The following is a 21,358-nucleotide window of genomic DNA, read 5'->3' as shown; positions in this document are numbered from 1 at the left end:
TGACGGTGTGCCCGAATCTCGGGCGGCGCGGCGCGATGAATCTGGCATGCTGGAAGACTGTGACCCCCGCAAGGTCGACCGTTCGGTGACGCAACCTGGGGCCGGCTCGCACGGCCTGCGTCGTCAGCTCGGCTATGCCGGCGCCGGCGCCGCCGTCGTGCTGGGCGGCGCGCTCGGCTACGTCGGCCTGGTCGACCCGCACGATCCCGCCTCGATCTACCCGCCGTGTCCGTTCAAGTTGCTCACCGGATGGAATTGCCCGTTTTGCGGTGGGCTGCGCATGACGTATGACGTCGTGCACGGTGACCTGGCGGCCGCCCTCCACGACAACGCCTTCGTGCTGGTCGGAATCCCGATGCTGGTTCTGTGGCTGGCCCTTCGCCGCGCACGCGGCGCAGCATCGGTGCCCCGTGCGGCCTTGGTGACCATCGTGGTGGCGACGGTCGTTTGGACGGTTTTGCGTAACTTGCCCGCCTTCCCGTTGATTCCGACCGTTCTTGGTGGGTAAAAGCACACTGCGCGACGGCCTTATGTGCGGGCCGCGGGGGTTACACGCGACTATGCTGGGTCGGCGTGAGTAGACGCGGGAAGATCGTCTGCACCCTTGGGCCTGCGACCAATTCGGACGAGTTGATCTTGGCGCTGGTTGAGGCCGGAATGGACGTCGCCCGGTTGAACTTCAGCCACGGTGATTACGCCGATCACAAGGCCGCCTATGAACGGGTCCGGGTTGCCTCCGACGCCACCGGCCGCGCCGTCGGTGTGCTCGCCGATTTGCAGGGCCCCAAGATCAGGCTGGGACGCTTCGCCACCGGCCCCACCTACTGGGCCGACGGTGAGACGGTCCGGATCACCGTCGCCGATTGCGAAGGCAGCCACGACCGGGTGTCGACCACCTACAAAAAGCTGGCCGAGGACGCCGCCGTCGGTGACCGGGTTCTCGTCGACGACGGCAAGGTCTGCCTGGTGGTCGACGGCATCGAGGGCGACGACGTCATCTGCACTGTCGTCGAGGGCGGTCCGGTCAGCAACAACAAGGGCATCTCGCTGCCGGGCATGAACGTGTCGGCACCGGCCTTGTCGGAGAAGGACATCGAGGATCTCACCTTCGCGCTGGACCTCGGTGTCGACCTGGTGGCGCTGTCGTTCGTGCGTTCGCCGGCCGACGTCGAGTTGGTGCACGAGGTGATGGATCGGGTCGGGCGGCGGGTTCCGGTGATCGCCAAGCTGGAAAAGCCTGAAGCCGTCGACAATCTGGAAGCCATCGTGCTGGCCTTCGACGCCATCATGGTGGCCCGCGGCGACCTCGGCGTCGAACTGCCCTTGGAAGAGGTTCCCCTGGTGCAGAAGCGGGCCATCCAGATGGCCCGCGAGAACGCGAAACCGGTCATCGTGGCGACCCAGATGCTCGATTCCATGATCGAGAATTCACGGCCAACCCGGGCGGAGGCCTCCGACGTCGCCAACGCCGTCCTCGACGGCGCCGACGCGGTGATGCTGTCCGGGGAGACGTCGGTGGGCAAGTATCCGATGGCGGCCGTGCGGACCATGTCGCGCATCATCTGCGCGGTCGAGGACAATTCGACGGCCGCCCCGCCGCTGACCCACGTGCCGCGCACGAAGCGCGGGGTGATCTCCTATGCGGCCCGCGATATCGGCGAGCGCCTCGACGCCAAGGCCCTGGTCGCCTTCACCCAATCCGGCGACACGGTCAAGCGGCTCGCGCGGCTGCACACCCCGCTGCCGCTGTTGGCCTTCACCGCGTGGCCCGAGGTGCGCAGCCAGCTGGCCATGACCTGGGGCACCGAGACGTTCATCGTCCCGATGATGACCTCGACCGACGGCATGATCCGCCAGGTCGACAAGTCGCTGCTCGAACTCGGTCGGTACAAGCGCGGTGACCTGGTGGTCATCGTCGCCGGAGCGCCACCTGGCACAGTGGGGTCCACCAACCTGATCCACGTGCACCGGATCGGGGAGGACGACGTCTAGCCCCACGACGATGCGGTCCGTGCAGCGGATCGAGGAGGAGTGGGGCAAATTCGACCCAGCCCCACCAGCCCCGAGGAGAGCCTGTGCCAGCCGGCAATGAGCCGAACACCACGTCGGACTTCGCGGAGCTGATGGCGACCCTCGACCTAGACCGTGTCTCCGAGGACCTGTTCATCGGCTCGCATCCCAGCAAGAACCCGATGCGGACGTTCGGTGGTCAGCTCATGTCGCAATCGTTCGTCGCGAGCAGCCGCAGCCTGGTTCGTGACGACCTGCCGCCGAGCGCGCTGTCGGTGCACTTCATCAACGGTGGCGACACCGACAAGGACATCGAGTACCACGTGACGCGGCTGCGTGACGAGCGGCGGTTCGCCAACCGGCGCGTCGACGCGATACAGGACGGCACATTGCTGTGCTCGGCGATGGTCTCCTACATGGCCGGCGGCCGGGGCCTCGAGCACGGCATCGAGCCGCCGCAGGTGGCCGAGCCGCACACCCAACCCACGATCGGCGACCTGTTGCGCGGTTACGAAGAGACGGTCCCGCACTTCGTCAACGCCCTGCAGCCCATCGAATGGCGTTACACCAACGATCCGGCATGGGTGATGCGGACGAAGGGGGATCGGCTGCCGCACAACCGGGTCTGGGTCAAGGCGCTGGGAGAGGTCCCCGAGGACCCCGTATTGCACACGGCCACAATGGTGTATTCCTCGGACACCACGGTGTTGGACTCGGTCATCACGACGCACGGTCTCTCCTGGGGGTTCGACCGCATTTTCGCCGCGTCGGCCAACCATTCCATATGGTTTCACCGGCAGGTCAACTTCAACGACTGGGTGCTGTACTCGACGTCGTCGCCCGTGGCGGCGGATTCGCGCGGGCTGGGCACCGGGCACTTCTTCGACCGGTCCGGGCAACCGCTCGCCACGGTGGTGCAAGAGGGCGTGCTGAAGTACTTTCCGTCTTCTCGCCGATAAACCGTTACCCAATAGCTGCAGGATATCGGCCCGAATCTCTCCCGGTGGGGTCCTGACCGGGCGTAACTTTGACGTAGCCGGGTATTCGGTGCAGAGGCGGCACACACGCCGCCCAGCTGTTGTCAGCGCATCGGGAGGTGAGGGTGAACGGGCCGGTAGTGGACGTCACAGCAAAACCCCGGGTGCGCGAACGCGTTGTCGTCTCGGCCGATTCGTTCGCGATCCGTTTGGCCGGCGCCCTGGCGCTGCTGTGCGCGGCGTGCTGGTTCATCGAGATCCTCGCCCGCCACCACAGCCAACCCAACTGGCATTTCGCCGACCGCCTGGCGTGGTCGGTGACGGTTCTGGTTGCGGTGGCGTGGATCGCGCGCGGCGTCTTTTTGGGCCGCCCGGTGACGACGATGCACGCCATTGCGGCCGCGTTGTTCGTGCTGGCGGGGTTGGGATTGCATGTGCTGTCCTTCGATCTGCTCGGTGACATCGTGATCGCCAGCTCCGGCATGGTGTTGATGTGGCCGATGACCTCGCATCCGCGGCCCGCCGACCTGCCACGGGTGTGGAAATTGATCGAGGCGACCGGCGACGATGCGTTGGCGCCGTTCACCATGCAGACCGGCAAGAGCTACCACTTCACCGCCGACGGCACCGCGGCGCTGGCCTACCGGACGCGGATGGGAATCGCCGTCGTCGGCGGCGACCCGATCGGTGACGAGGAGCACTTCCCGGAACTGGTGGCCGATTTCGCGGCCACCTGTCATGCCCACGGATGGCGCATCGCGGTGGTGGGGTGCGGCGAGCGCCGCCTCGGACTCTGGAACGACTCGGCGGCGTTGGGACAATCGTTGCACGCCATACCGATTGGGCGCGACGTGGTTGTCGACGTGTCGGGGTTCGACATGGTCGGCCGCAAGTACCGCAACCTGCGTCAGGCGGTCAAGCGCACCCATAACTGCGGCGTCACAACCGAAATCGTCGCCGAGCAGGAGCTCGGCGACACGCTGCTGGCCGAGCTGACCGAGGTGGTCCGGGAATCGTCCAAGGGGGCACGCGCCGACCGCGGATTCCACATGAACCTCGACGGCGTGTTGGAAGGCCGATTTCCCGGGATACAGCTGATCATCGCCAGGGACGCCGCGGGCAAGGTACAGGCTTTCCACCGATACGCCACGGCCGGCGGCGGCAGCGACATCACCCTCGACGTCCCGTGGCGACGCCGCGGTGCCCCCAACGGGCTCGACGAGCGGCTCAGCGTCGACATGATCATGGCCGGCAAAGACAATGGGGCACAGCGAGTCTCGCTCGCGTTTGCCGCCTTCCCCGAGATCTTCGACGACAAGAACCGCGGCTGGACCCAGCGCGTCTTCTACCGGCTGATCCACATTCTCGACCCGCTGATCGCACTGGAATCGCTGTACCGGTACGTGCGCAAGTGGCACGCGCTCGACGCCCGGCGCTACGCGCTGATCTCCTGGACGCAGATCGTGCCGCTACTGTTCGTGCTGTTGTCGCTGGAGTTCATGCCGCGCCGGCGGCACCTCTGAACCTGCCCGTCAGCTGTGGGGGACAGCCTGATTGGCAGCGCCTGCCCAGTTAACGGACAGAACATTCTCACCCTTGGTGACTACCGTCGAAGGGATAGGTAGTGGTTGGCTGTCGCGCGCGCGGGGTCCGGACGCCCCGAACGAAGCGGTTGGTGAAACTACGGGAAAGGGGAATGTCATGGGTGACACCTTTCGCGACCCCCTCGACCATGTGAGGACGACACGACCACATGCCGGCGAGTCGCTTATCGACGTGATGAGCTGGCCAGGCTACCTGTTCATGGTCGTCGGCGTGATCGCCGTTTTCCGGTGCCTCGTCGCCCTCGGCACGGGCCACGACGGCCGGAGCCTGATCGGCGGCGCGATAGCGATCGTCGCGATGACGGTCGGGTTGCTGTGGCTCAAGGTCGAACGCGGGCGGGTCCGCAAGCTCGAGAACCGCTGGTATGAGGAGCACCCGGAAGCCTATCGGCAGCGCCCCGCCAGCTGACAGTAGGAGCGCGGCGCTCAGGCCTCGCGGTCGACACGCAGTTCGTCGCAGCCGATTCCCGTCCCCAGGTGGTGGGTAGCCACCACCACGGTGCGCTCCGGCGACAGCAGCCGGGAGTCCGGGGCCAATAGGTCGCGCAGGACCTCGTCGGCGTCGCTGACGTCGAGGTGTTCGGTGGGCTCATCGAGCAGCACGATCCGCGCGGGCGAAAGGACCGCTCGGGCCAGCAGTAGTCGCCTGCGCTGGCCCGCCGAAAGGGCTTGCGCGCCACCGGTCAACACCGTGGCCAAGCCGTCGGGCAAGCCGGCGAGCCACGTGCCCAGGCCGACGGCTCCCAGGGCCGCAGTGAGTTCGTCGTCTCGGCAGTCGCCGCGGGCGACCAGCAGGTTGTCCCGGACGGTGGTGGCAAAGATGTGGGCGTCCTCCGCGAAAAAGCCGATGGCGCAGCGCAAGTCGGCTTCGCCGAACTGAGTCAAGGCGACGCCGTCGAGCAGCACCTGTCCATCCAGCGGCGGTAGCAATCCGGCGAGCGTCATCAGCAGTGTCGTCTTCCCCGAACCGCTGGCACCGGTAACGGCCAACCGCGCCCCCGGGGCCAGGTCCAGCTCGACGCGGATCGAGCCGGCCGCGCCGTGACCGCAACGCACATCCGCGGATAGCCGGCCGGTGCCGACCGGCCTCGGCGCCGGCTGTGTCGTTTCGAGAGCCGCACGGGGCCCCTCGGCCGTCAGCTCGAGCAATCGGCGCGCGGCGATCCGCGACCGGGTCAGCTGCACGGCCGCCGCCGGCAGCGGCGTCATCGCCTCGAACGCGGACAGCGGCAGCAACATCAGCACGGCCAGCGTGGTGGGCGCGACCGCGTGCGCCAGCCCGATCCCGGCCACCACCGCACCGAGCACGCTGGCACCGACGGCCGCGGTGGGCATCGCCTCGGCGATGGCGGCCGGTTTGGCGGCCGCGTCCAGGGCGCCACCCCACGCGCGTTGCCGTCGTTGCGATTCGGCGATGACGTCGGGAAGCAGGCCGGCGACGCGCAGCTCGGGCGCGTGTTCGAGCGCGATCATCGCGGAGGTGTCGCGCTCGGAATGATGTTGCCGCGCGATGTCTTCCTGGGTCGCCGCGGCCCGGCCGGCGAGGCGGGGCGCGAGGAAACCGGCGATCAGAAGGCAGATGGCGAGCACGACGGCGGCCGCCGGCGAAATGGTGGCCACGACCGCCGTGGCCGCGAGCGCCAGCACCGCCGCGACGCCGATAGGCACCAGGGCGCGCACCAAGACGTTGGCCAGTTCGTCGACGTCGGCGCCCACCCGGGCCACCAGTTCACCGCTGTGCAGCCGGACGGCCGCGGCCGCGGGTCCGCGCGCCAGGCGCTGATAGACCTGCACTCGGGCGGTGCCGGCCGCGCGCAGGGCCGTGTCGTGGGTGACCAGGCGCTCGCAGTAATGCAGCACGGCCCGCGAGATCGCGAACAGGCGGACCGCGACCGCGGCGACTGAAAGGTCGAGCACGGGCGGCATCTGCCAGGCACGGGTGATCAGCCACGCCGCAATGCCGGCCAGCGCCAGCGCGCTGCCCAACGAGAGCACCCCGAGCGTGATCGCGGTCAGCACCCGTGGCAGTCGGGGACGCAGCAGCGCCGCGGCGGCCAGCAGGGGCTCGTGCCCGCGAGTCGCCGTCGAATCAGACCGGGGCATAACGCACCTCACGGTCGGCGACCACCTCGACGACCTGATCCCCGATGGCCAGCACCGGCTCGCGGTGCCCGACCACGATGACGGTCGCGCCGGCGCGGGCGCGCTCCACGATGGCTTGCAGGACGCGTTCCTCGGTGCGCGCGTCCAGGTGCGCGGTCGGCTCGTCGAGCAACAGCACGTCGGCCGCCGATCCGAGCGCCCGCGCGAGGCCCAGCCGTTGCCGCTGTCCCAGGGACAGTCCGACACCGCCACGCCCCAGCACGGTGTCGCGCCCCTCGGGCAGCTCCGCCAGCACTGCGCCGAATCCGGAGACAGCACAGGCTGTTTCGCGATCCTCCAGCTCGCCGAGCAGCGCCAGGTTCTCGTCGACGGTGCCCGGCACGAGCACCGGGCGTTGCGGCAGCCAGGACAGCTGCCGCCACCACCGGGCGGGCTCGAGATCGGCGACATCGACCCCGGCGACGGTGACCCGGCCCGACGAGGGCGCGGTGATGCCGGCGATCGCCTGCAGTGTGGTGCTTTTGCCGGCGCCGTTTCGACCCGTCAGCACCGTCACGGTGCCGGGTTCGATCGCCGCGTTCAGATCCCGCGGCGCCTGACCGTCGCGGCCGGTGACGGTGAGATGTTCGAGGCGGATCCGCGCACCGCGCGCGGTGACCGTCCGTGTCCCGGTTGGGGGCGCGGTCTGTCCGCCGATGAGGGCGAACGCCTCAGCCGCGGCGGCCCTTCCGTCCTGCGCGGCATGGAATTCCACGCCGATGCGCCGCAGCGGCCAGTACACGTCCGGCGCCAGCAACAGCACCGTCAAACCCGTGGTCAGGGTCATCTCGCCGAAGACCAGGCGAAGCCCGATGCCGACGGCGATCAGCGCCACCCCGAGGGTGGCCAACAATTCCAGGACCAGGGCCGACAGGAAGGCGATTCGCAGCGTCGCCATGGCCGAGCGCCGGTGCGCGGCAGCGAGTTCGGCGATGCGCCGTTCGGGGCCCGCGCCACGCCCCAACGCCCGCAGGGTGGGGATGCCGGCGATCAGGTCCAGCAGCCGGGCCTGCAGGGTGGTCATGGCGGCCAGTGCGGCCGTCGAGCGGTCCCGCGTTGCCAGCCCGATCAGCACCATGAAGATCGGTATCAGCGGCAGCGTGATCGCCACGATCGCCGTCGATTTCAGGTCGTAGGCCGCGATCACGGCGACGGTGGCCGGCGTCAGGATCGCGGCGAGCAGCAACGTCGGCAGGTATCCGGTGAGGTAGGGACGCAGGCCGTCCAGGCCGCGGGTGACCACCACCGCGGCGGCGTCGCGTTGCGCCGCGAGCTCACCGGGCTGCCTGGCGGTCACCGCATCGAGCACCTGGCCGGACAGGTCGGCGATGACGGCGCTGGCTCCCCGGTGCCCCAGCCGGGCCTGAAACCAATGCGCCGCCGCGCGAATCACCCATAGTGCCAACAGGAGTGACAGCGGTCCCCACCACGTGTGCAGCCCGCGCCCGGGGGGCTCGTCGACGGCGCGTGCCACGATGCGCGCCAGCACGATCGCCGAGGCGATCGCGCAGGCGGAGATCAGCACCCCGCAACCCACCGCGGCGACCAGATAGCGGCGCAGCGCCGTCGATGCCCGCCACAGTCTCGGGTCCAGTGGCGCCCTGCCTGCGCGGTCGCTACCGCTCAGGACGGGCGCCTTGCCAGACCGATGGGTGCGGGTATCCGGTCGGCCGAGATCCGTTGCCGGAACACCCAGTACGTCCATGCCTGATACACGACCGTCAGCGGGGCCATGAAGGCCGTCACCCACGTCATCACCTTGAGCGTGTAATGCGTCGAGGACGCGTTGTAGATGGTCAGACTCCACTGCTTGTTCAGCGTCGAGGGCACCAGGTTCGGATACAGCGACCCGAACAGCAGGATCACCACCGCCGCGACCACGAGCGCGACGCAGGTGAACGCCCAGCCGTCGGAGGCGCGCCGCCACACCAGAAGCACCGCCGCCAGCTGCGCCACGACGGCCGCGGCCAGCACCAGCCAGGTCCAGTCTTTGCCATAGGCCACCTGCGTCCAAAGCCCAAAGCCCGCAACCAGTCCGGTCACCGGAAGCGAGAGCCACACACCGAAGCGGTACGCGTCCTCGCGGATGGCGCCGGAGGTTTTCAACGCGACGAACACCGCTCCGTACAGCAGGAACAGGCCGGCGGTCGCCAAGCCGCCCAACACCGTATAGGCGTTGAGCACATCGGCGATCGACAAATGAATGTGGCCGTCGGCGTCCACCGGGAGCCCGCGGACCAGGACGGCGAACGCGACACCCCACAACACGGCCGGCAGCCACGAGCCCGCGGCGATGCCGAAATCGGCCCAGCCGCGCCACTTTGTATCGTCGATCTTGCCGCGCCACTCGATCGCCACCGCCCGCACGATCATGCCGAACAGGATCGCCAGCAGCGGCAGATACAGCGTCGAGAACACGGTGGCGTACCACCCGGGAAAGGCGGCGAACATGGCCGCGCCGCCGACGATCAGCCACACCTCGTTGCCATCCCAGACCGGCCCGATGGTGTTGAGTGCCGTGCGGCGCAACGGTTCGGCCTCACCGATGCCCACCCGCGCGAACGGCTCCATCAACATGCCTACGCCGAAGTCGAAGCCCTCGAGGATGAAGAACCCCAAAAACAACACCCCGATGATGCCGAACCACACCTCTTGCAGTCCCACTTCGATCAGCTCCTTTCGGCGTCGATATGCGCCAGCACGCCTCAGTAGGCGAACGACAGGGGCGCCACCTCGTCAGCGCTGGGCGCCTGCGGGGGAGCGGGCTCCGCGTCGTGTTCCAGTGGGCCTTCGACGGTGTAGCGCTTGAGCAGAAAGAACCACAGGACCGCGAGAACCGCATAGACGAGGGTGAAGGTCACCAGCGACGTGATGACCATGCCCGGCACGTGATTCGACACGCCTTCGCGGACGGTCATCCGGACCAACGGATCACCGGTCGGGTTCGGCGCCACCACCCATGGCTGGCGGCCCATTTCGGTGAACACCCAACCCGAGATGTTGGCCAAAAACGGCGTGGGGATGGTGAGCAGCGCGAACCAGGAAACCCAGCGGCTCTTGGGAGTTCGTCCGGCGCGGGTCAGCCACAGCACTGCCAGGGCGAACATTACGGGGAACACCAAAAACCCGATCATCAACCGGAAGGACCAGTAGGTGACGAACAGATTCGGCCGGTAGTCGTCGGGGCCGAAGCGGTGCTGATACTGCTGCTGCAGCTCGTTCACCCCCTGCAGCGTCACGCCGCTGAGCTTGCCCTCGGCCAGGAACGGCAGCACGTAGTGCGCCTTGATCACTTCGGTGACGCTGCCGCAGTTGTTGTGGGTGCCGATGGTCAGCACCGAGAAGTCGGGGTCGGTTTGGGTGTGGCACAACGCCTCCGCCGACGCCATCTTCATCGGCTGCTGGACGAACATCAGCTTGCCCTGCCGATCGCCGGTGAAGAACAGGCCGACCGCGGCGAGCAGCACGACCCCAGAGCCCAGGATCGCCGCGGGGCGAAACATGATGCGGGCCTCGGTTTCCGCGGCCTCGGTGGTGGACCCCGTCGTGCGTGAGCGCACCATCCACCAGGTGCTGACGGCGGCGACGAAGGTGCCCGCGGTCAGCAGCGCTCCCGCCACGGTATGTGAAAACGCGGCTTGCGCAGTGTTATTGGAGAGCAGGGCGAAAATGCTGTCCAGCTCGGCGCGTCGCGTCACTGGATTGTAGTGCGCGCCGACCGGGTGTTGCATGAACGAGTTCGCCGCGATGATGAAGAATGCCGAGGCGTTGACACCGATCGCGACGATCCAGATACAGGCCAGGTGGAGCAGCTTCGGCAGCCGGCTCCAGCCGAATATCCACAAGCCGATGAACGTGGATTCGAAGAAGAAGGCGAACAACCCTTCCATCGCCAGCGGGGCACCGAAGATATCGCCGACGAAGCGCGAGTACTCGCTCCAGTTCATCCCGAACTGGAATTCTTGGACGATGCCGGTCGCCACGCCGATGGCGAAGTTGATCAAAAACAGCTTGCCGAAGAACTTGGTCAGCCGATACCACGCGGTGTTGCCGGTGGCCACCCACACCGTCTGCATGATGGCGATCAGCGGCGCCAAACCGATCGTGAGCGGCACAAAGATGAAGTGGTAGACGGTAACAATACCGAACTGCCACCGCGAAATATCGACGACATTCATCTGTCATCTCCCGACTGCGGAGGCCCGATCAACGGCTACGACAGAGTGTAGTAGATGCGTGGGTGCCCGCGCTACCGGCGCCCGCGTCAGCCGCTGAGGGTGTTGGACGCCTTGCGGATGCCGAAGGACGAAATGATCTCGAAAATTCCGATGACCACGAACCACGCGCCGACCACGATCGCCAGGGTGACAATCGATTCGAACGGTGATGCCAGGACCACGATGCCGGCCAGCAGGCTGAGCGCGCCGAGGAAGATGTTCCAGCCCCGGCCCGGCAGGTGCGGGTCGCTGACCGCCGAAATCGTCGTCGCGACACCGCGGAAGATGAACCCGATGCCAATCCAGATGGCCAGCAGCAGAATTGCGTATCCCTGACCGAAGTGGCGGAACGCGAGCAGTGCGAGAATCAGCGACGCGGCGCCGCTGATGAACAACAGGATCCGGCTCCCCGCCGAGACGTGCAGCGAGAACGCGAAGACGACCTGCGCGATACCGGTGATGAGCAGATACACGCCGAAGGCGACGGCGGCGACCAGGATGGAAATTCCCGGCCACGCCAGCACCAGGACACCGAGGACGAGCGACAGAATTCCCGACAGCAGAGCGGATTTCCACAGATGCGGCAGCAAGCTTGGAACGGGGTGGGTTCCAGGAGAGCCAGGGGAGATAGTCATGGCCGCAGTCTGACACAAACGCGGGCCACGGTATAGGGACTTTGATCAGACGTGGGCGCTGTGTGGTCGCCGGGTGAGCAGGTCTGCGGGCTCGTCGTCCGCCTTGCGGCCGATGAGATACCAGGTGCGCATGACTCCCTTGCCCTTGACTTCGATGCGGCCGCGCTCCTGCAGGACGAACTCGTTCTTGAGCCGCTCGTACATCGCCTCGGGCACCTGGATGCGGCCGACCGAATCGGTGGATTCCATCCGCGAGGCGACGTTGACCGCGTCGCCCCACACGTCGTAGAAGAACCGGCGCGAGCCCACGACGCCCGCGACCACGGGTCCACAGGCCATGCCCATCCGCAGCGGGACCGCGTCGCCGTGCGGATCCTTCAGTGCGGCGGCGACATTGGCCATGTCGAGAGCGAAATCGGCGAGGGCGAAGGCGTGATCCGGGCGTGCCCGCGGTACCCCACTGACCACCATGTAGGAGTCGCCGCTGACTTTGATCTTCTCGAGGCCGTGTTTGTCGACCAGCTCGTCGAAGGCGCCGTACAGCCGGTTCAAAAATCGCACCAGGTCGGCCGGGGTGGTGGTGCTGGCGCGTTCGGTGAATCCGACGATGTCGGCGAACAGAACGGAGACCTCGTCGTATTTGTCGGCGATGACGCTGCGGGACGAGCTCTTGAGCCGCTCGGCGATGCTGCCCGGCAACATGTTGGCCAGCAATGCTTCCGAGCGTTCGTACTCGGCTTCCATCACCGCCTCGGCGCGCTGGGTATCGCGCAGGGCGAACCACACCGCCACGAACACCATCACGCACGCGGAGACGATGGTGACGACGAAGGTCATGGATTGCGCCCACGCCGGCTGCAACCCGGTGTCGCGCGGGACCAGGAACTCCAACGCGATCACCAGCCCGGCCCCGATCGCCGAGACGCCTGCCGCCAAGACCGTGTGTTCAATGCCCAGCAGCAGCACCGCCAGGCACGCTCCCACCAAAAAGAAGAACTGCGCGCCCGTGGCCGTGCCGGCGTCCCACGTACTGGCGAAGACCGTGACGTAGGCGGCGCCGATAAAGGTCAGCGGCGCAACCAGGTCACCGAAGCGGTGCAGCCACGGCACGGCGGCGAAGATCATCGCGGCGACGGCGTTGAGCGAGATGATCTGCCACGTCCAGACTCCGGTGATCAACTGCAACGCCACGAAGTCGACACAGACCAGCACGGCCAGCCACGCGGCGATCGCGAGCACCCGGTATTGGCGCGCGGCGCTGTCGGCATAGTGCTGGTTGCGGGCGCGCGACTGAGCCCGCGCCGCGGCTACACAGTCCGGGCGCTTCGACAAGCCGTCTGGCCATCGCGGTGGGCCACCACAATCCTTGGCCGCCACGCAGCAAGCCTAACCGCCGAGCAGGGTATTTGTCGGCTGTCTAATGAATATCTCGTTTTCGCCCCCGTAAGTTTGCCCAGTCTGATAACCATCTAGTTATCGGGTTTTTGTCGGGTTTACGAGTCATTTGGTTCGGTTATTCAACACGTGTCGCACGTCCTGCGTGACACGCGTTCGCCTCGACTAAGGGGTGCCTGATGGCGGGTCTGAAAAGAATCGTCCTTGCGTCGCTCATTGCCCTTACCGCCATGCTCATGGACGGCTGCAGCATTGCCTGTAGTGAGCCGAGCTGGCTGCTGCGGGTGGCGGGCGATTCCATCGGCAATTACACCGCGGGGCCGGAGGTTTCGGCTTCGGGCCAGGTGTGCGTCACGCGATCGTTCGGCGACTGAGCCTGTCGCCTCGCGCGGGTTCCCGCGGGATCGCCCGGGACCGATAGCGAGGCCGACGGCCGACGTTGCCGATCGTCATTCGGCGCCGCCGCTATCCATGTCGATGTCGGCCGCGCGCCGCGCGCCACATTATGAATTCAAGTGATCTTTTTAGGGCGATATCCCCGCGGGCAATGCAAACCAATAGAAATGCGCGAGGTTTTGAAATTCGGCGAATTCCATACCATTGGAAGGTAATAAGCCCGTTATAGAAACTTGCGACCCGGTTATGCCGGCGAAAGCGCCGCTCCGGTACCGGAACGCCGGCGGCGCGGACGAGCCGGCCGACCGACCGCGCTGCTGGTGCCCTCGGTGAGATTCGAACTCACACTGGACGGGTTTTGAATCCGTTTCCTCTGCCAGTTGGGATACGAGGGCTTGCCGGCCTCTTACCTTAGAGGCAGCCTCCCACCATAGAGGATTTGGTGTCCTCACCTGCCACACTGCCCCCGCGCACGCTGGTCTGAGGCGTGCGCGACACAATATCCGTCATGACAGGCCCCACGACCGACACCGACGCCGCTGTGCCGCGCCGGGTCCTGATCGCTGAAGACGAGGCGCTCATCCGACTGGATCTCGCCGAGATGCTCCGAGAGGAGGGTTACGAGATCGTCGGCGAGGCCGGCGACGGGCAGGAGGCCGTTGAGTTGGCCGAGCGCCATCGGCCGGACCTGGTGATCATGGACGTGAAGATGCCCCGCCGCGACGGCATCGATGCGGCCTCGGAGATCGCCAGCAAGCGCATCGCCCCGATCGTCGTGTTGACCGCGTTCAGTCAGCGCGACCTGGTCGAGCGGGCCCGGGACGCCGGGGCGATGGCCTACCTGGTGAAGCCGTTCACCATCAGCGACCTGATCCCGGCGATCGAATTGGCCGTCAGCCGCTTCGGCGAGATCGCCGAGCTCGAACGCGAGGTGGCGACGCTGTCCGATCGGCTGGAGACCCGCAAGCTCGTGGAGCGCGCCAAGGGCCTGCTGCAGACCGAACAGGGCATGAGCGAGCCCGAGGCGTTCAAGTGGATTCAGCGCGCCGCCATGGACCGGCGGACCACGATGAAGCGGGTGGCCGAGGTCGTCCTGGAGACCCTGGACCCGTCCAAGGAGTAGCCCGAGCCGTCCAGTGTGAATCGTTGGCCTTGGGTGTGAACCCTCGGCGATGACACGCCGGCAATCCGCGCCCAGGCTTCACACTCAAAACCGTGGCTTCACGCTCAAAACCCTGGCCGCACAACGGAAGCCAACGCGGCGGTACTCTCTAGCGGGCGACGATCACCGACGACCCGTGCCCGAACAGCCCCTGGTTGGCGGTGATCCCGACCGTGGCGTTTTCCACCTGTCGACCCGTGGCCTGACCGCGCAGCTGCCAGGTCAGCTCGCAGACCTGAGCGATCGCCTGCGCGGGGATGGCCTCCCCGAAGCAGGCCAGCCCGCCGGAGGCGTTGACGGGGACCCGGCCGCCGATGGTGGTGGCGCCGCTGCGCAGCAGCGCCTCGGCTTCGCCCTTGGGGCACAGGCCCAGGTGTTCGTACCAGTCGAGCTCCAGCGCGGTGGACAGGTCGTAGACCTCGGCCAGGCTCACGTCCTCGGGCCCGACGCCCGCCTCGGCATAGGCCGCGTCGAGGATATGGTCCTTGAACGCCCGATCGGGGGCGGGCACCGCGGCGGTGGAATCCGTTGCGATGTCCGGCAATTCGGGCAGGTGCTGCGGATAGTTCGGGGTGACCGTGCTCACCGCCCGCACCGACGGGACACCGGCCAGCGAGCCGAGGTGTTCGCGGGCGAACTTCGCGCTGGCCACGATCAGCGCGGCCGCGCCATCGGAGGTGGCGCAGATGTCCAGCAGCCGCAACGGGTCGGACACCACCGCGCTGGCCAGCACGTCCTCGACTGACACCTCCTTGCGGTACCGGGCGTTCGGGTTCTGCAGGCCATGCCGCGAGTTCTTGACCTTGACCTGGGCGAAATCCTCCAGTGTGGCGCCGTAGAGGTCCATCCGCCGCCGCGCCAGCAGCGCGAAGTACACCGGGTTGGTGGCGCCGATCAGGTGGAACCGCTGCCAGTCGGGATCGTTCTTGCGCTCGCCGCCGACCGGGGCGAAAAATCCCTTCGGCGTGGTATCCGCGCCGATGACGAGGGCGACATCGCAGAAGCCGGCCAGGATCTGGGCCCGGGCGGCCTGCAGCGCCTGCGAGCCGCTGGCGCACGCGGCGTAGCTCGAGCTGACCGGCACGCCGTTCCACCCGAGCTTCTGGGCGAACGTCGCGCCCGCGACGAACCCGGGGTAGCCGTTGCGGATGGTGTCCGCGCCGGCCACCAACTGAATCTGTCGCCAGTCCAGGCCGGCTTCGTTCAGCGCGGCCCGGGCCGCGGCCACCCCGTACTCGGTGAAATCGTTGCCCCACTTACCCCAGGGGTGCATCCCGGCGCCCAGGATGTACAGCGGTTCGGGTGCGCTACTCATCAGGCTCGCCTCCACGCGTGCACGATGCGCAGCACGCCGTCGTCGTCGGTGTAGAGCGGCATGGTCGCCAGTTCCATCTCCATGCCGACCTTCAAGTCGGCGGCCAGCGTGCCCTCGACGACCTTGCCCAGCACGATCAGGCCCTCCTTCGCCAGCTCCACCGCGGCGACGGCGAACGGCTCGAAGGGGTCCGGCGACGGGTAGGGCGGCGGTGGCGCGTACCGGTTCTCGGTGTAGCTCCACAGCTTTCCCCGCGTCGACAGGGCGACCGATTCCAGCGTGTCGCTGGCGCAACCCGGATTGGGGCAATTGTTCGCCCGCGGGGGGAAGACGTAGGTGCCGCATTCGGGGCATTTACTGCCGATCAGATGCGGGACGCCGGCGTCGTCGGTGGCGAACCATCCATCGACCGCCGGTTCTTGTCGGATGACTTCTGGCACCGGGCCAGCGTACCCAGCCCATGCACAAAACTGAAACGTGTTGCAGTTCTGCGGCCGGCACGGTCGTGGCGCGTAACTCGTCGCACCGGATGCCTAAAGTGAAAGCCGTGCCCGCCACCAAAACCGCTACGAAGGCCAGCGAGGAACAAACCAGGCCGACGCTCATGCTGCTGGACGGCAATTCCCTGGCGTTTCGGGCGTTCTATGCGCTGCCCGCCGAGAACTTCAAAACCCGCGGCGGGCTGACCACCAACGCGGTCTACGGCTTCACGGCCATGCTGATCAACCTGCTGCGCGACGAGGCCCCCACCCACATCGCCGCGGCCTTCGACGTGTCACGGCAGACCTTCCGTTCCGAGCGCTATCCGGAGTACAAGGCCAATCGGTCGGCGACGCCCGACGAGTTCCACGGCCAGATCGACATCACCAAGGAGGTCCTGGCGGCCCTGGGCATCACGGTGCTCGCCGAGGCGGGATTCGAGGCCGACGACCTGATCGCCACCTTGGCCACCCAGGCCGAAAACGAGGGCTATCGCGTGCTGGTGGTCACCGGGGACCGCGATTCGTTGCAGTTGGTCAGCGAGAACGTGACGGTGCTCTATCCCCGCAAGGGCGTCAGCGAATTGACCCGCTTCACTCCTGACGCCGTCGTCGAGAAGTACGGGCTGACGCCCACGCAGTACCCCGACTTCGCCGCCCTGCGCGGCGACCCCAGCGACAACCTGCCCGGCATTCCCGGCGTGGGGGAGAAGACCGCCTCCAAATGGATCGGCGAGTACGGGTCGCTGCAGGCGCTGGTCGACAACGTCGATTCGGTGCGCGGCAAGGTGGGCGACGCGCTGCGCGAACACCTGGCCAGCGTGATCCGCAACCGCGAGCTCACCGACCTGGTCAAAGACGTGCCGCTGGCCCAGACGCCCGACACGCTGCGGCTGCAGCCGTGGGACCGCGACCAGATCCACCGGCTTTTCGACGACCTGGAATTCCGGGTGCTGCGCGACCGGCTCTTCGAAACTCTGGCCGCGGTGGAGCCCGAGGTCGACGAGGGCTTCGACGTGCGCGGCGGCGCGCTGGAAGCCGGCGAGCTGGCGGTGTGGTTGGCCGAACACAGCTCGGGGAAGCGCTTCGGGCTGGCCGTCGTCGGCACCCACCTGGCCTACGACGCCGACGCCACCGCGCTGGCCATCGTCTCCGCCGACGGCGAGGGCCGCTACATCGACACCGCGACGCTGGACCCCGAGGACGAGGCGGCGCTGGCGTCCTGGCTGGCCGATCCCGGCCCGCCCAAGGCGCTGCACGAAGCCAAGCTGGCCATGCACGATCTGACCGGACGGGGCTGGGCGCTGGCCGGCGTCACCTCCGACACCGCGCTGGCGGCCTACCTGGTGCGCCCCGGGCAGCGCAGCTTCTCCCTCGACGACCTGTCGCTGCGCTACCTACGCCGCGAGTTGCGCGCCGAAAACCCGGAACAGCAACAGCTTTCGCTGCTGGATGACACCGACGGCACCGACGACCAGGCGGTGCAGACGCTGCTCTTGCGTGCCGTGGCGGTGCTGGATCTGGCCGACGCGCTCGACGAGGAGCTGGCCCGCATCAACTCGACCTCGTTGCTCAGCGGCATGGAGCTGCCGGTGCAGCGGGTGCTGGCGGGAATGGAAAACGCCGGTATCGCAGTCGATTTGGAGCTGCTGACCGAGCTGCAAAGCGATTTCGCCCATCTGATCCGCGACGCGGCCGAAGCGGCGTATGCGGTGATCGGCAAGCAGATCAACCTGGGCTCGCCCAAACAGTTGCAGACGGTGCTCTTCGACGAGCTGGAGATGCCGAAGACCAAGCGCACCAAGACCGGCTACACCACCGACGCGGACGCGCTGCAGTCGCTGTTCGACAAGACCGGCCACCCGTTCCTGCAGCATCTGCTGGCCCACCGTGACGCCACCAGGCTCAAGGTCACCGTCGACGGCCTGCTGAATTCGGTGGCCTCCGACGGGCGCATCCACACCACGTTCAACCAGACGATCGCGGCCACCGGCAGGTTGTCCTCGACCGAGCCGAACCTGCAGAACATTCCGATCCGCACCGAGGCCGGCCGGCGGATCCGCGACGCGTTTGTGGTCGGCGCCGGCTACAGCGAGCTGATGACCGCCGACTACAGCCAGATCGAGATGCGGATCATGGCCCACCTGTCCAAGGACGCAGGGCTCATCGAGGCCTTCAACACCGGTGAGGACCTGCACTCGTTCGTGGCCTCGCGGGCCTTCGGCGTGCCGATCGAGGAGGTCACCGCCGAGCTGCGCCGCCGGGTCAAGGCCATGTCCTACGGGCTGGCCTACGGGTTGAGCGCCTACGGGCTGTCCGCCCAGCTCAAGATCTCCACCGAAGAGGCCAAAGACCAGATGGAGCAATACTTCGCCCGGTTCGGCGGGGTCCGCGACTACCTGATGGACGTCGTGGAACAGGCGCGCAAGGACGGCTACACGTCGACGGTGTTCGGTCGCCGCCGCTATCTGCCCGAACTCGACAGCAGCAACCGCCAGGTGCGCGAGGCGGCCGAGCGGGCGGCGCTCAACGCGCCCATCCAGGGCAGCGCCGCCGACATCATCAAGGTGGCGATGATCGAAACCGACAAGGCGATCAAGGACGCCGGGCTTTCCTCCCGGATCCTGTTGCAGGTGCACGACGAGCTGTTGTTCGAGGTCGCGCCGGGGGAACGCGAACAGCTCGAAGCCCTGGTGCGCGACACGATGGGCGGCGCCTACCCGCTGGACGTCCCGCTCGAGGTCTCGGTGGGCTACGGGCGCAGCTGGGACGCTGCGGCGCACTGACAAGGCCACCGTCGATGCCCCCGGGAAAGCGCAGTCGAGGTCGCCCGGCGGGTTCGCGGGTGGATCCGGGCGAGCGGCGCTCGGAGCTTCTCGACGCCGCCGAGCGGGTGATCCGCGCCAAGGGCCCGTCGGCCGGATTGGTCGACATCGCGGGCGAGGCCGGTTTCGTCCGGTCGGCGGTCTATGCCATGTACCCCGGCCGGGACGCGCTGCTGGCCGAGCTGAGCAAGCGCACTTCGCAGCGACTGCTCGCCGAAATCACCACTCGCGCAGCCGGTTCCACCGACCTTCGGGAGCGGATGGCGTTGTTTTTCGACGTGATCAGCGCGTGGATGGAGGCCGAGCCGAACCTCTATCGCGCCCTGACCGGCGACCCGTCGACCAGTGTCTTCGAGCAACTGGCCGGCGCGGTCGAATGGATGCTGACCTCGTCATCCGACTCGGAGGCGGCACGCATGGCGGCGGCGCCCTGGTCGCGGGCCATCGTCGGGTCGGCGGTGTCGGCCGCGGAATGGTGGTGCCGTGCCGGAACCATGCCGCGGGCGGCGCTCGTCGAACACCTCACCGCGCTGTGCTGGGACGGTGGCGCCGCGCTGCCGTTCAACGCCGACGACATCAAGACCATTGACAGCGCCCAGCCATAATAGACACACTGTCTTTTATGGTTCTGGCAGACGTTCAAGCTCCGTCACGCTACTGGGAAAACATCGTCGGCGAAACCGATGTCGACGTCACCGAGATCACCGGAACGATCCCCGACGGCCTGGCCGGCACCTTGTACCGGAACGGTTCGGGCCGCTGGACCGTCGGATCGACACAGGTGGAAAGCATCTTTGATGCCGACGGAATGGTCAGCGCCTTTGTGCTCGACGGATCCCGAGTGCGTTTTCGCAACCGCTTCGTGCGCACCCGGCACTACCTGAGGTCGACGGCGGCCGGGCGGCTGGTGGACCGCGGGTTCGCCTACCAGCGCGACGGCGGCGCGCTGGCCAACGCGCTGCGGCTGCCGGCGAACACCGCCAACACGAGCGTCATGGTCAACCGCAACCAGCTGCTGGCGCTCTGGGAGGGCGGCCCGCCGCACGAACTCGATCTCGACACCCTGGACACCATCGGGCCGTCCAACCTCGGCGGGGCGCTCAGGGGCCCGGTCCGGGCCTATTCGGCGCACTACACCTACGACCCGGCCACCAACACCAAACTCAACTTCGGGTTCGACCCGTACTTCCCGCGCATCGACCTCGGCCACGTGTTGCGCGGGACGCGCGGCGGCGAGCGGTGGCGGCGGCTGCGGGAGTTGGCCGCGGAGGCGGTGCCGCGGATGCGCCTGCGCCTCTATGAGACCGGCGCGAACGGGGTGACCCGTTACCTGCGTGCGGTGCCGCTGCCGGGGATGGGCGTGGTGCACGACATGGCGTTGACCCGGCGCTACGCGATCTTTGTGGTGTCGCCGCTGCGGATCAATCCGTGGGCGCTCGCGGGCCGCCAATCCTATTGGGAATCCATCCTTTTCCAGCCGGATGCGCCGTCCTATTTCGTTCTCGCCCCGCGCGATGGGGATCGGGTGCGGGTGGTCGAGACGGAGCCGTTCTATCACTGGCATTTCACCAACGCGTATGACGACGGCGACGATGTCGTCGTCGAGCTGCCGCGGTTCGTGCCCCAGACCTACGCCGGCATGAAGAAATACACCGCACACATCCGGTCGGATATCGCCCAGGTCGACGACTACGGAGCCATCGAGGACGCGGTGGTGCTGACGCGGTTCCGGATCGCGCCGTCGGGGCGCGTGTCCCGCGAGCCGTTGGCCGATTTCGGGTGCGAGTTCCCGCAGATCGACCAGCGGCGTTCCACGACGCGCCACGACGTGTCCTACGTGACGGTCCAGGACCCGGCCAGGTATCGGGGGCGTGGGCCCCAACAAGGATTAGCCCGCGTCGATCACCGCACCGGCGCGGCCCAGACCTATTGCCCGCCCGGGGACGTATTGGTGGAGCCGACGTTTGTACCGCGGCCCGGCGGAACGGCCGAGGACGACGGTTGGCTACTCACCGTCGGATACCACGAAGCACAGCATCGCAGCAGGTTGATGGTGGTCGACGCGGCCCGCGTGGCCGACGGCCCGATCGCGGAGGCGTGGCTGCCGTTCCACGTGCCGATGAGCTATCACGGCGCCTTCACCGACCGGGTGGCGCACCGAAGCGGGTGAGCCCTCGGGACTGGGTTTGGCCAGCGTGTGC

General features: G+C 67.4%; 18 protein-coding genes and 1 tRNA gene. 10 read left to right on the top strand and 9 right to left on the bottom strand.

Translation table 11 applies throughout. From position 1 onward, the window contains the following. Positions 1–46 precede the first annotated feature (46 nt). From G6N26_RS06335 to usfY, 5 genes are all read left to right on the top strand, one after another. Positions 47–508 (top strand): DUF2752 domain-containing protein, encoded by a 462-nt coding sequence (locus tag G6N26_RS06335; RefSeq protein ID WP_067172880.1) that lies wholly within the window; start codon positions 47–49, stop codon positions 506–508. Positions 509–573: 65 nt separating this feature from the next. After that, complete coding sequence (gene pyk / locus G6N26_RS06330; RefSeq protein ID WP_008257742.1) at positions 574–1,992, top strand: pyruvate kinase; 1,419 nt, start codon at positions 574–576, stop codon at positions 1,990–1,992. Positions 1,993–2,123: 131 nt separating this feature from the next. Then, complete coding sequence (locus G6N26_RS06325; RefSeq protein WP_095578227.1) at positions 2,124–2,969, top strand: acyl-CoA thioesterase II; 846 nt, start codon at positions 2,124–2,126, stop codon at positions 2,967–2,969. Between the two features lie 143 nt (positions 2,970–3,112). Then, entirely contained in the window at positions 3,113–4,510 is a 1,398-nt protein-coding gene (locus tag G6N26_RS06320) for a bifunctional lysylphosphatidylglycerol flippase/synthetase MprF (protein ID WP_067172873.1), read from the top strand. A 178-nt stretch (positions 4,511–4,688) separates the two neighbouring features. Next, positions 4,689–5,000 carry a protein UsfY gene (usfY, locus tag G6N26_RS06315; RefSeq protein WP_067172869.1) on the top strand — a complete coding sequence of 104 codons (312 nt, stop codon included), beginning with the start codon at positions 4,689–4,691 and terminating at the stop codon, positions 4,998–5,000. A 17-nt stretch (positions 5,001–5,017) separates the two neighbouring features. Here the strand turns inward: usfY and cydC are convergent, their stop codons facing one another. The 6 genes from cydC to G6N26_RS06285 form a co-directional block, all read right to left on the bottom strand. Continuing rightward, entirely contained in the window at positions 5,018–6,694 is a 1,677-nt protein-coding gene (gene cydC / locus G6N26_RS06310; protein WP_067172866.1) for a thiol reductant ABC exporter subunit CydC, read from the bottom strand. Further along, positions 6,681–8,294, bottom strand: a complete 1,614-nt coding sequence (cydD, locus tag G6N26_RS06305) for a thiol reductant ABC exporter subunit CydD (RefSeq protein WP_083016234.1) — start codon at positions 8,292–8,294, stop codon at positions 6,681–6,683. The genes cydC and cydD overlap by 14 nt, the downstream gene beginning before the upstream one ends. Before the next feature lie 62 nt (positions 8,295–8,356). After that, positions 8,357–9,397 (bottom strand): cytochrome d ubiquinol oxidase subunit II, encoded by a 1,041-nt coding sequence (gene cydB / locus G6N26_RS06300; protein ID WP_083016105.1) that lies wholly within the window; start codon positions 9,395–9,397, stop codon positions 8,357–8,359. Between the two features lie 41 nt (positions 9,398–9,438). Then, the gene (locus tag G6N26_RS06295) at positions 9,439–10,911 is read right to left on the bottom strand and encodes a cytochrome ubiquinol oxidase subunit I (RefSeq protein WP_083016101.1); all 1,473 of its coding nucleotides are present in this window, start codon (positions 10,909–10,911) and stop codon (positions 9,439–9,441) included. A gap of 86 nt (positions 10,912–10,997) precedes the next feature. Next, positions 10,998–11,603, bottom strand: coding sequence for an HdeD family acid-resistance protein (locus G6N26_RS06290; RefSeq protein ID WP_372509334.1), 606 nt, complete (start codon positions 11,601–11,603; stop codon positions 10,998–11,000). A gap of 27 nt (positions 11,604–11,630) precedes the next feature. Next, positions 11,631–12,962 carry an adenylate/guanylate cyclase domain-containing protein gene (locus G6N26_RS06285; RefSeq protein ID WP_067172852.1) on the bottom strand — a complete coding sequence of 444 codons (1,332 nt, stop codon included), beginning with the start codon at positions 12,960–12,962 and terminating at the stop codon, positions 11,631–11,633. A gap of 197 nt (positions 12,963–13,159) precedes the next feature. Here G6N26_RS06285 and G6N26_RS06280 point away from each other — a divergent pair, with 197 nt between their 5' ends. Further along, the gene (locus G6N26_RS06280; RefSeq protein ID WP_131813344.1) at positions 13,160–13,354 is read left to right on the top strand and encodes a hypothetical protein; all 195 of its coding nucleotides are present in this window, start codon (positions 13,160–13,162) and stop codon (positions 13,352–13,354) included. A gap of 340 nt (positions 13,355–13,694) precedes the next feature. Here the strand turns inward: G6N26_RS06280 and G6N26_RS06275 are convergent. After that, positions 13,695–13,771, bottom strand: a tRNA-Leu gene (locus G6N26_RS06275). 113 nt (positions 13,772–13,884) lie between these two features. Between G6N26_RS06275 and G6N26_RS06270 the strand changes: the two genes are divergently transcribed. Further along, a complete protein-coding gene (locus G6N26_RS06270) occupies positions 13,885–14,499 on the top strand; it encodes an ANTAR domain-containing response regulator (protein WP_067172848.1) in 615 nt (204 codons plus the stop codon). Positions 14,500–14,647: 148 nt separating this feature from the next. Here the strand turns inward: G6N26_RS06270 and G6N26_RS06265 are convergent, their stop codons facing one another. Both G6N26_RS06265 and G6N26_RS06260 read right to left on the bottom strand, forming a co-directional pair. Then, positions 14,648–15,856 (bottom strand): lipid-transfer protein, encoded by a 1,209-nt coding sequence (locus G6N26_RS06265; RefSeq protein WP_179960344.1) that lies wholly within the window; start codon positions 15,854–15,856, stop codon positions 14,648–14,650. Then, positions 15,853–16,293: a Zn-ribbon domain-containing OB-fold protein gene (locus G6N26_RS06260; protein WP_067172845.1), complete on the bottom strand. Its 441-nt coding sequence runs from the start codon at positions 16,291–16,293 to the stop codon at positions 15,853–15,855. The genes G6N26_RS06265 and G6N26_RS06260 overlap by 4 nt, the downstream gene beginning before the upstream one ends. A gap of 89 nt (positions 16,294–16,382) precedes the next feature. On the opposite strand from G6N26_RS06260, the gene polA reads away from it, so the two are divergent. The 3 genes from polA to G6N26_RS06245 are packed head-to-tail and all read left to right on the top strand — an operon-like array spanning position 16,383 to position 21,327. Next, positions 16,383–19,118: a DNA polymerase I gene (gene polA / locus G6N26_RS06255; protein ID WP_083016095.1), complete on the top strand. Its 2,736-nt coding sequence runs from the start codon at positions 16,383–16,385 to the stop codon at positions 19,116–19,118. A gap of 14 nt (positions 19,119–19,132) precedes the next feature. Then, positions 19,133–19,762, top strand: coding sequence for a TetR family transcriptional regulator (locus G6N26_RS06250; RefSeq protein ID WP_067172838.1), 630 nt, complete (start codon positions 19,133–19,135; stop codon positions 19,760–19,762). A 17-nt stretch (positions 19,763–19,779) separates the two neighbouring features. Next, positions 19,780–21,327 (top strand): carotenoid oxygenase family protein, encoded by a 1,548-nt coding sequence (locus tag G6N26_RS06245; RefSeq protein WP_083016092.1) that lies wholly within the window; start codon positions 19,780–19,782, stop codon positions 21,325–21,327. Positions 21,328–21,358: the final 31 nt, after the last annotated feature.

The organism is Mycobacterium marseillense (assembly GCF_010731675.1).
Lineage (GTDB): Bacteria > Actinomycetota > Actinomycetes > Mycobacteriales > Mycobacteriaceae > Mycobacterium > Mycobacterium marseillense.
This window is presented reverse-complemented; position numbering and strand designations above follow the sequence as displayed.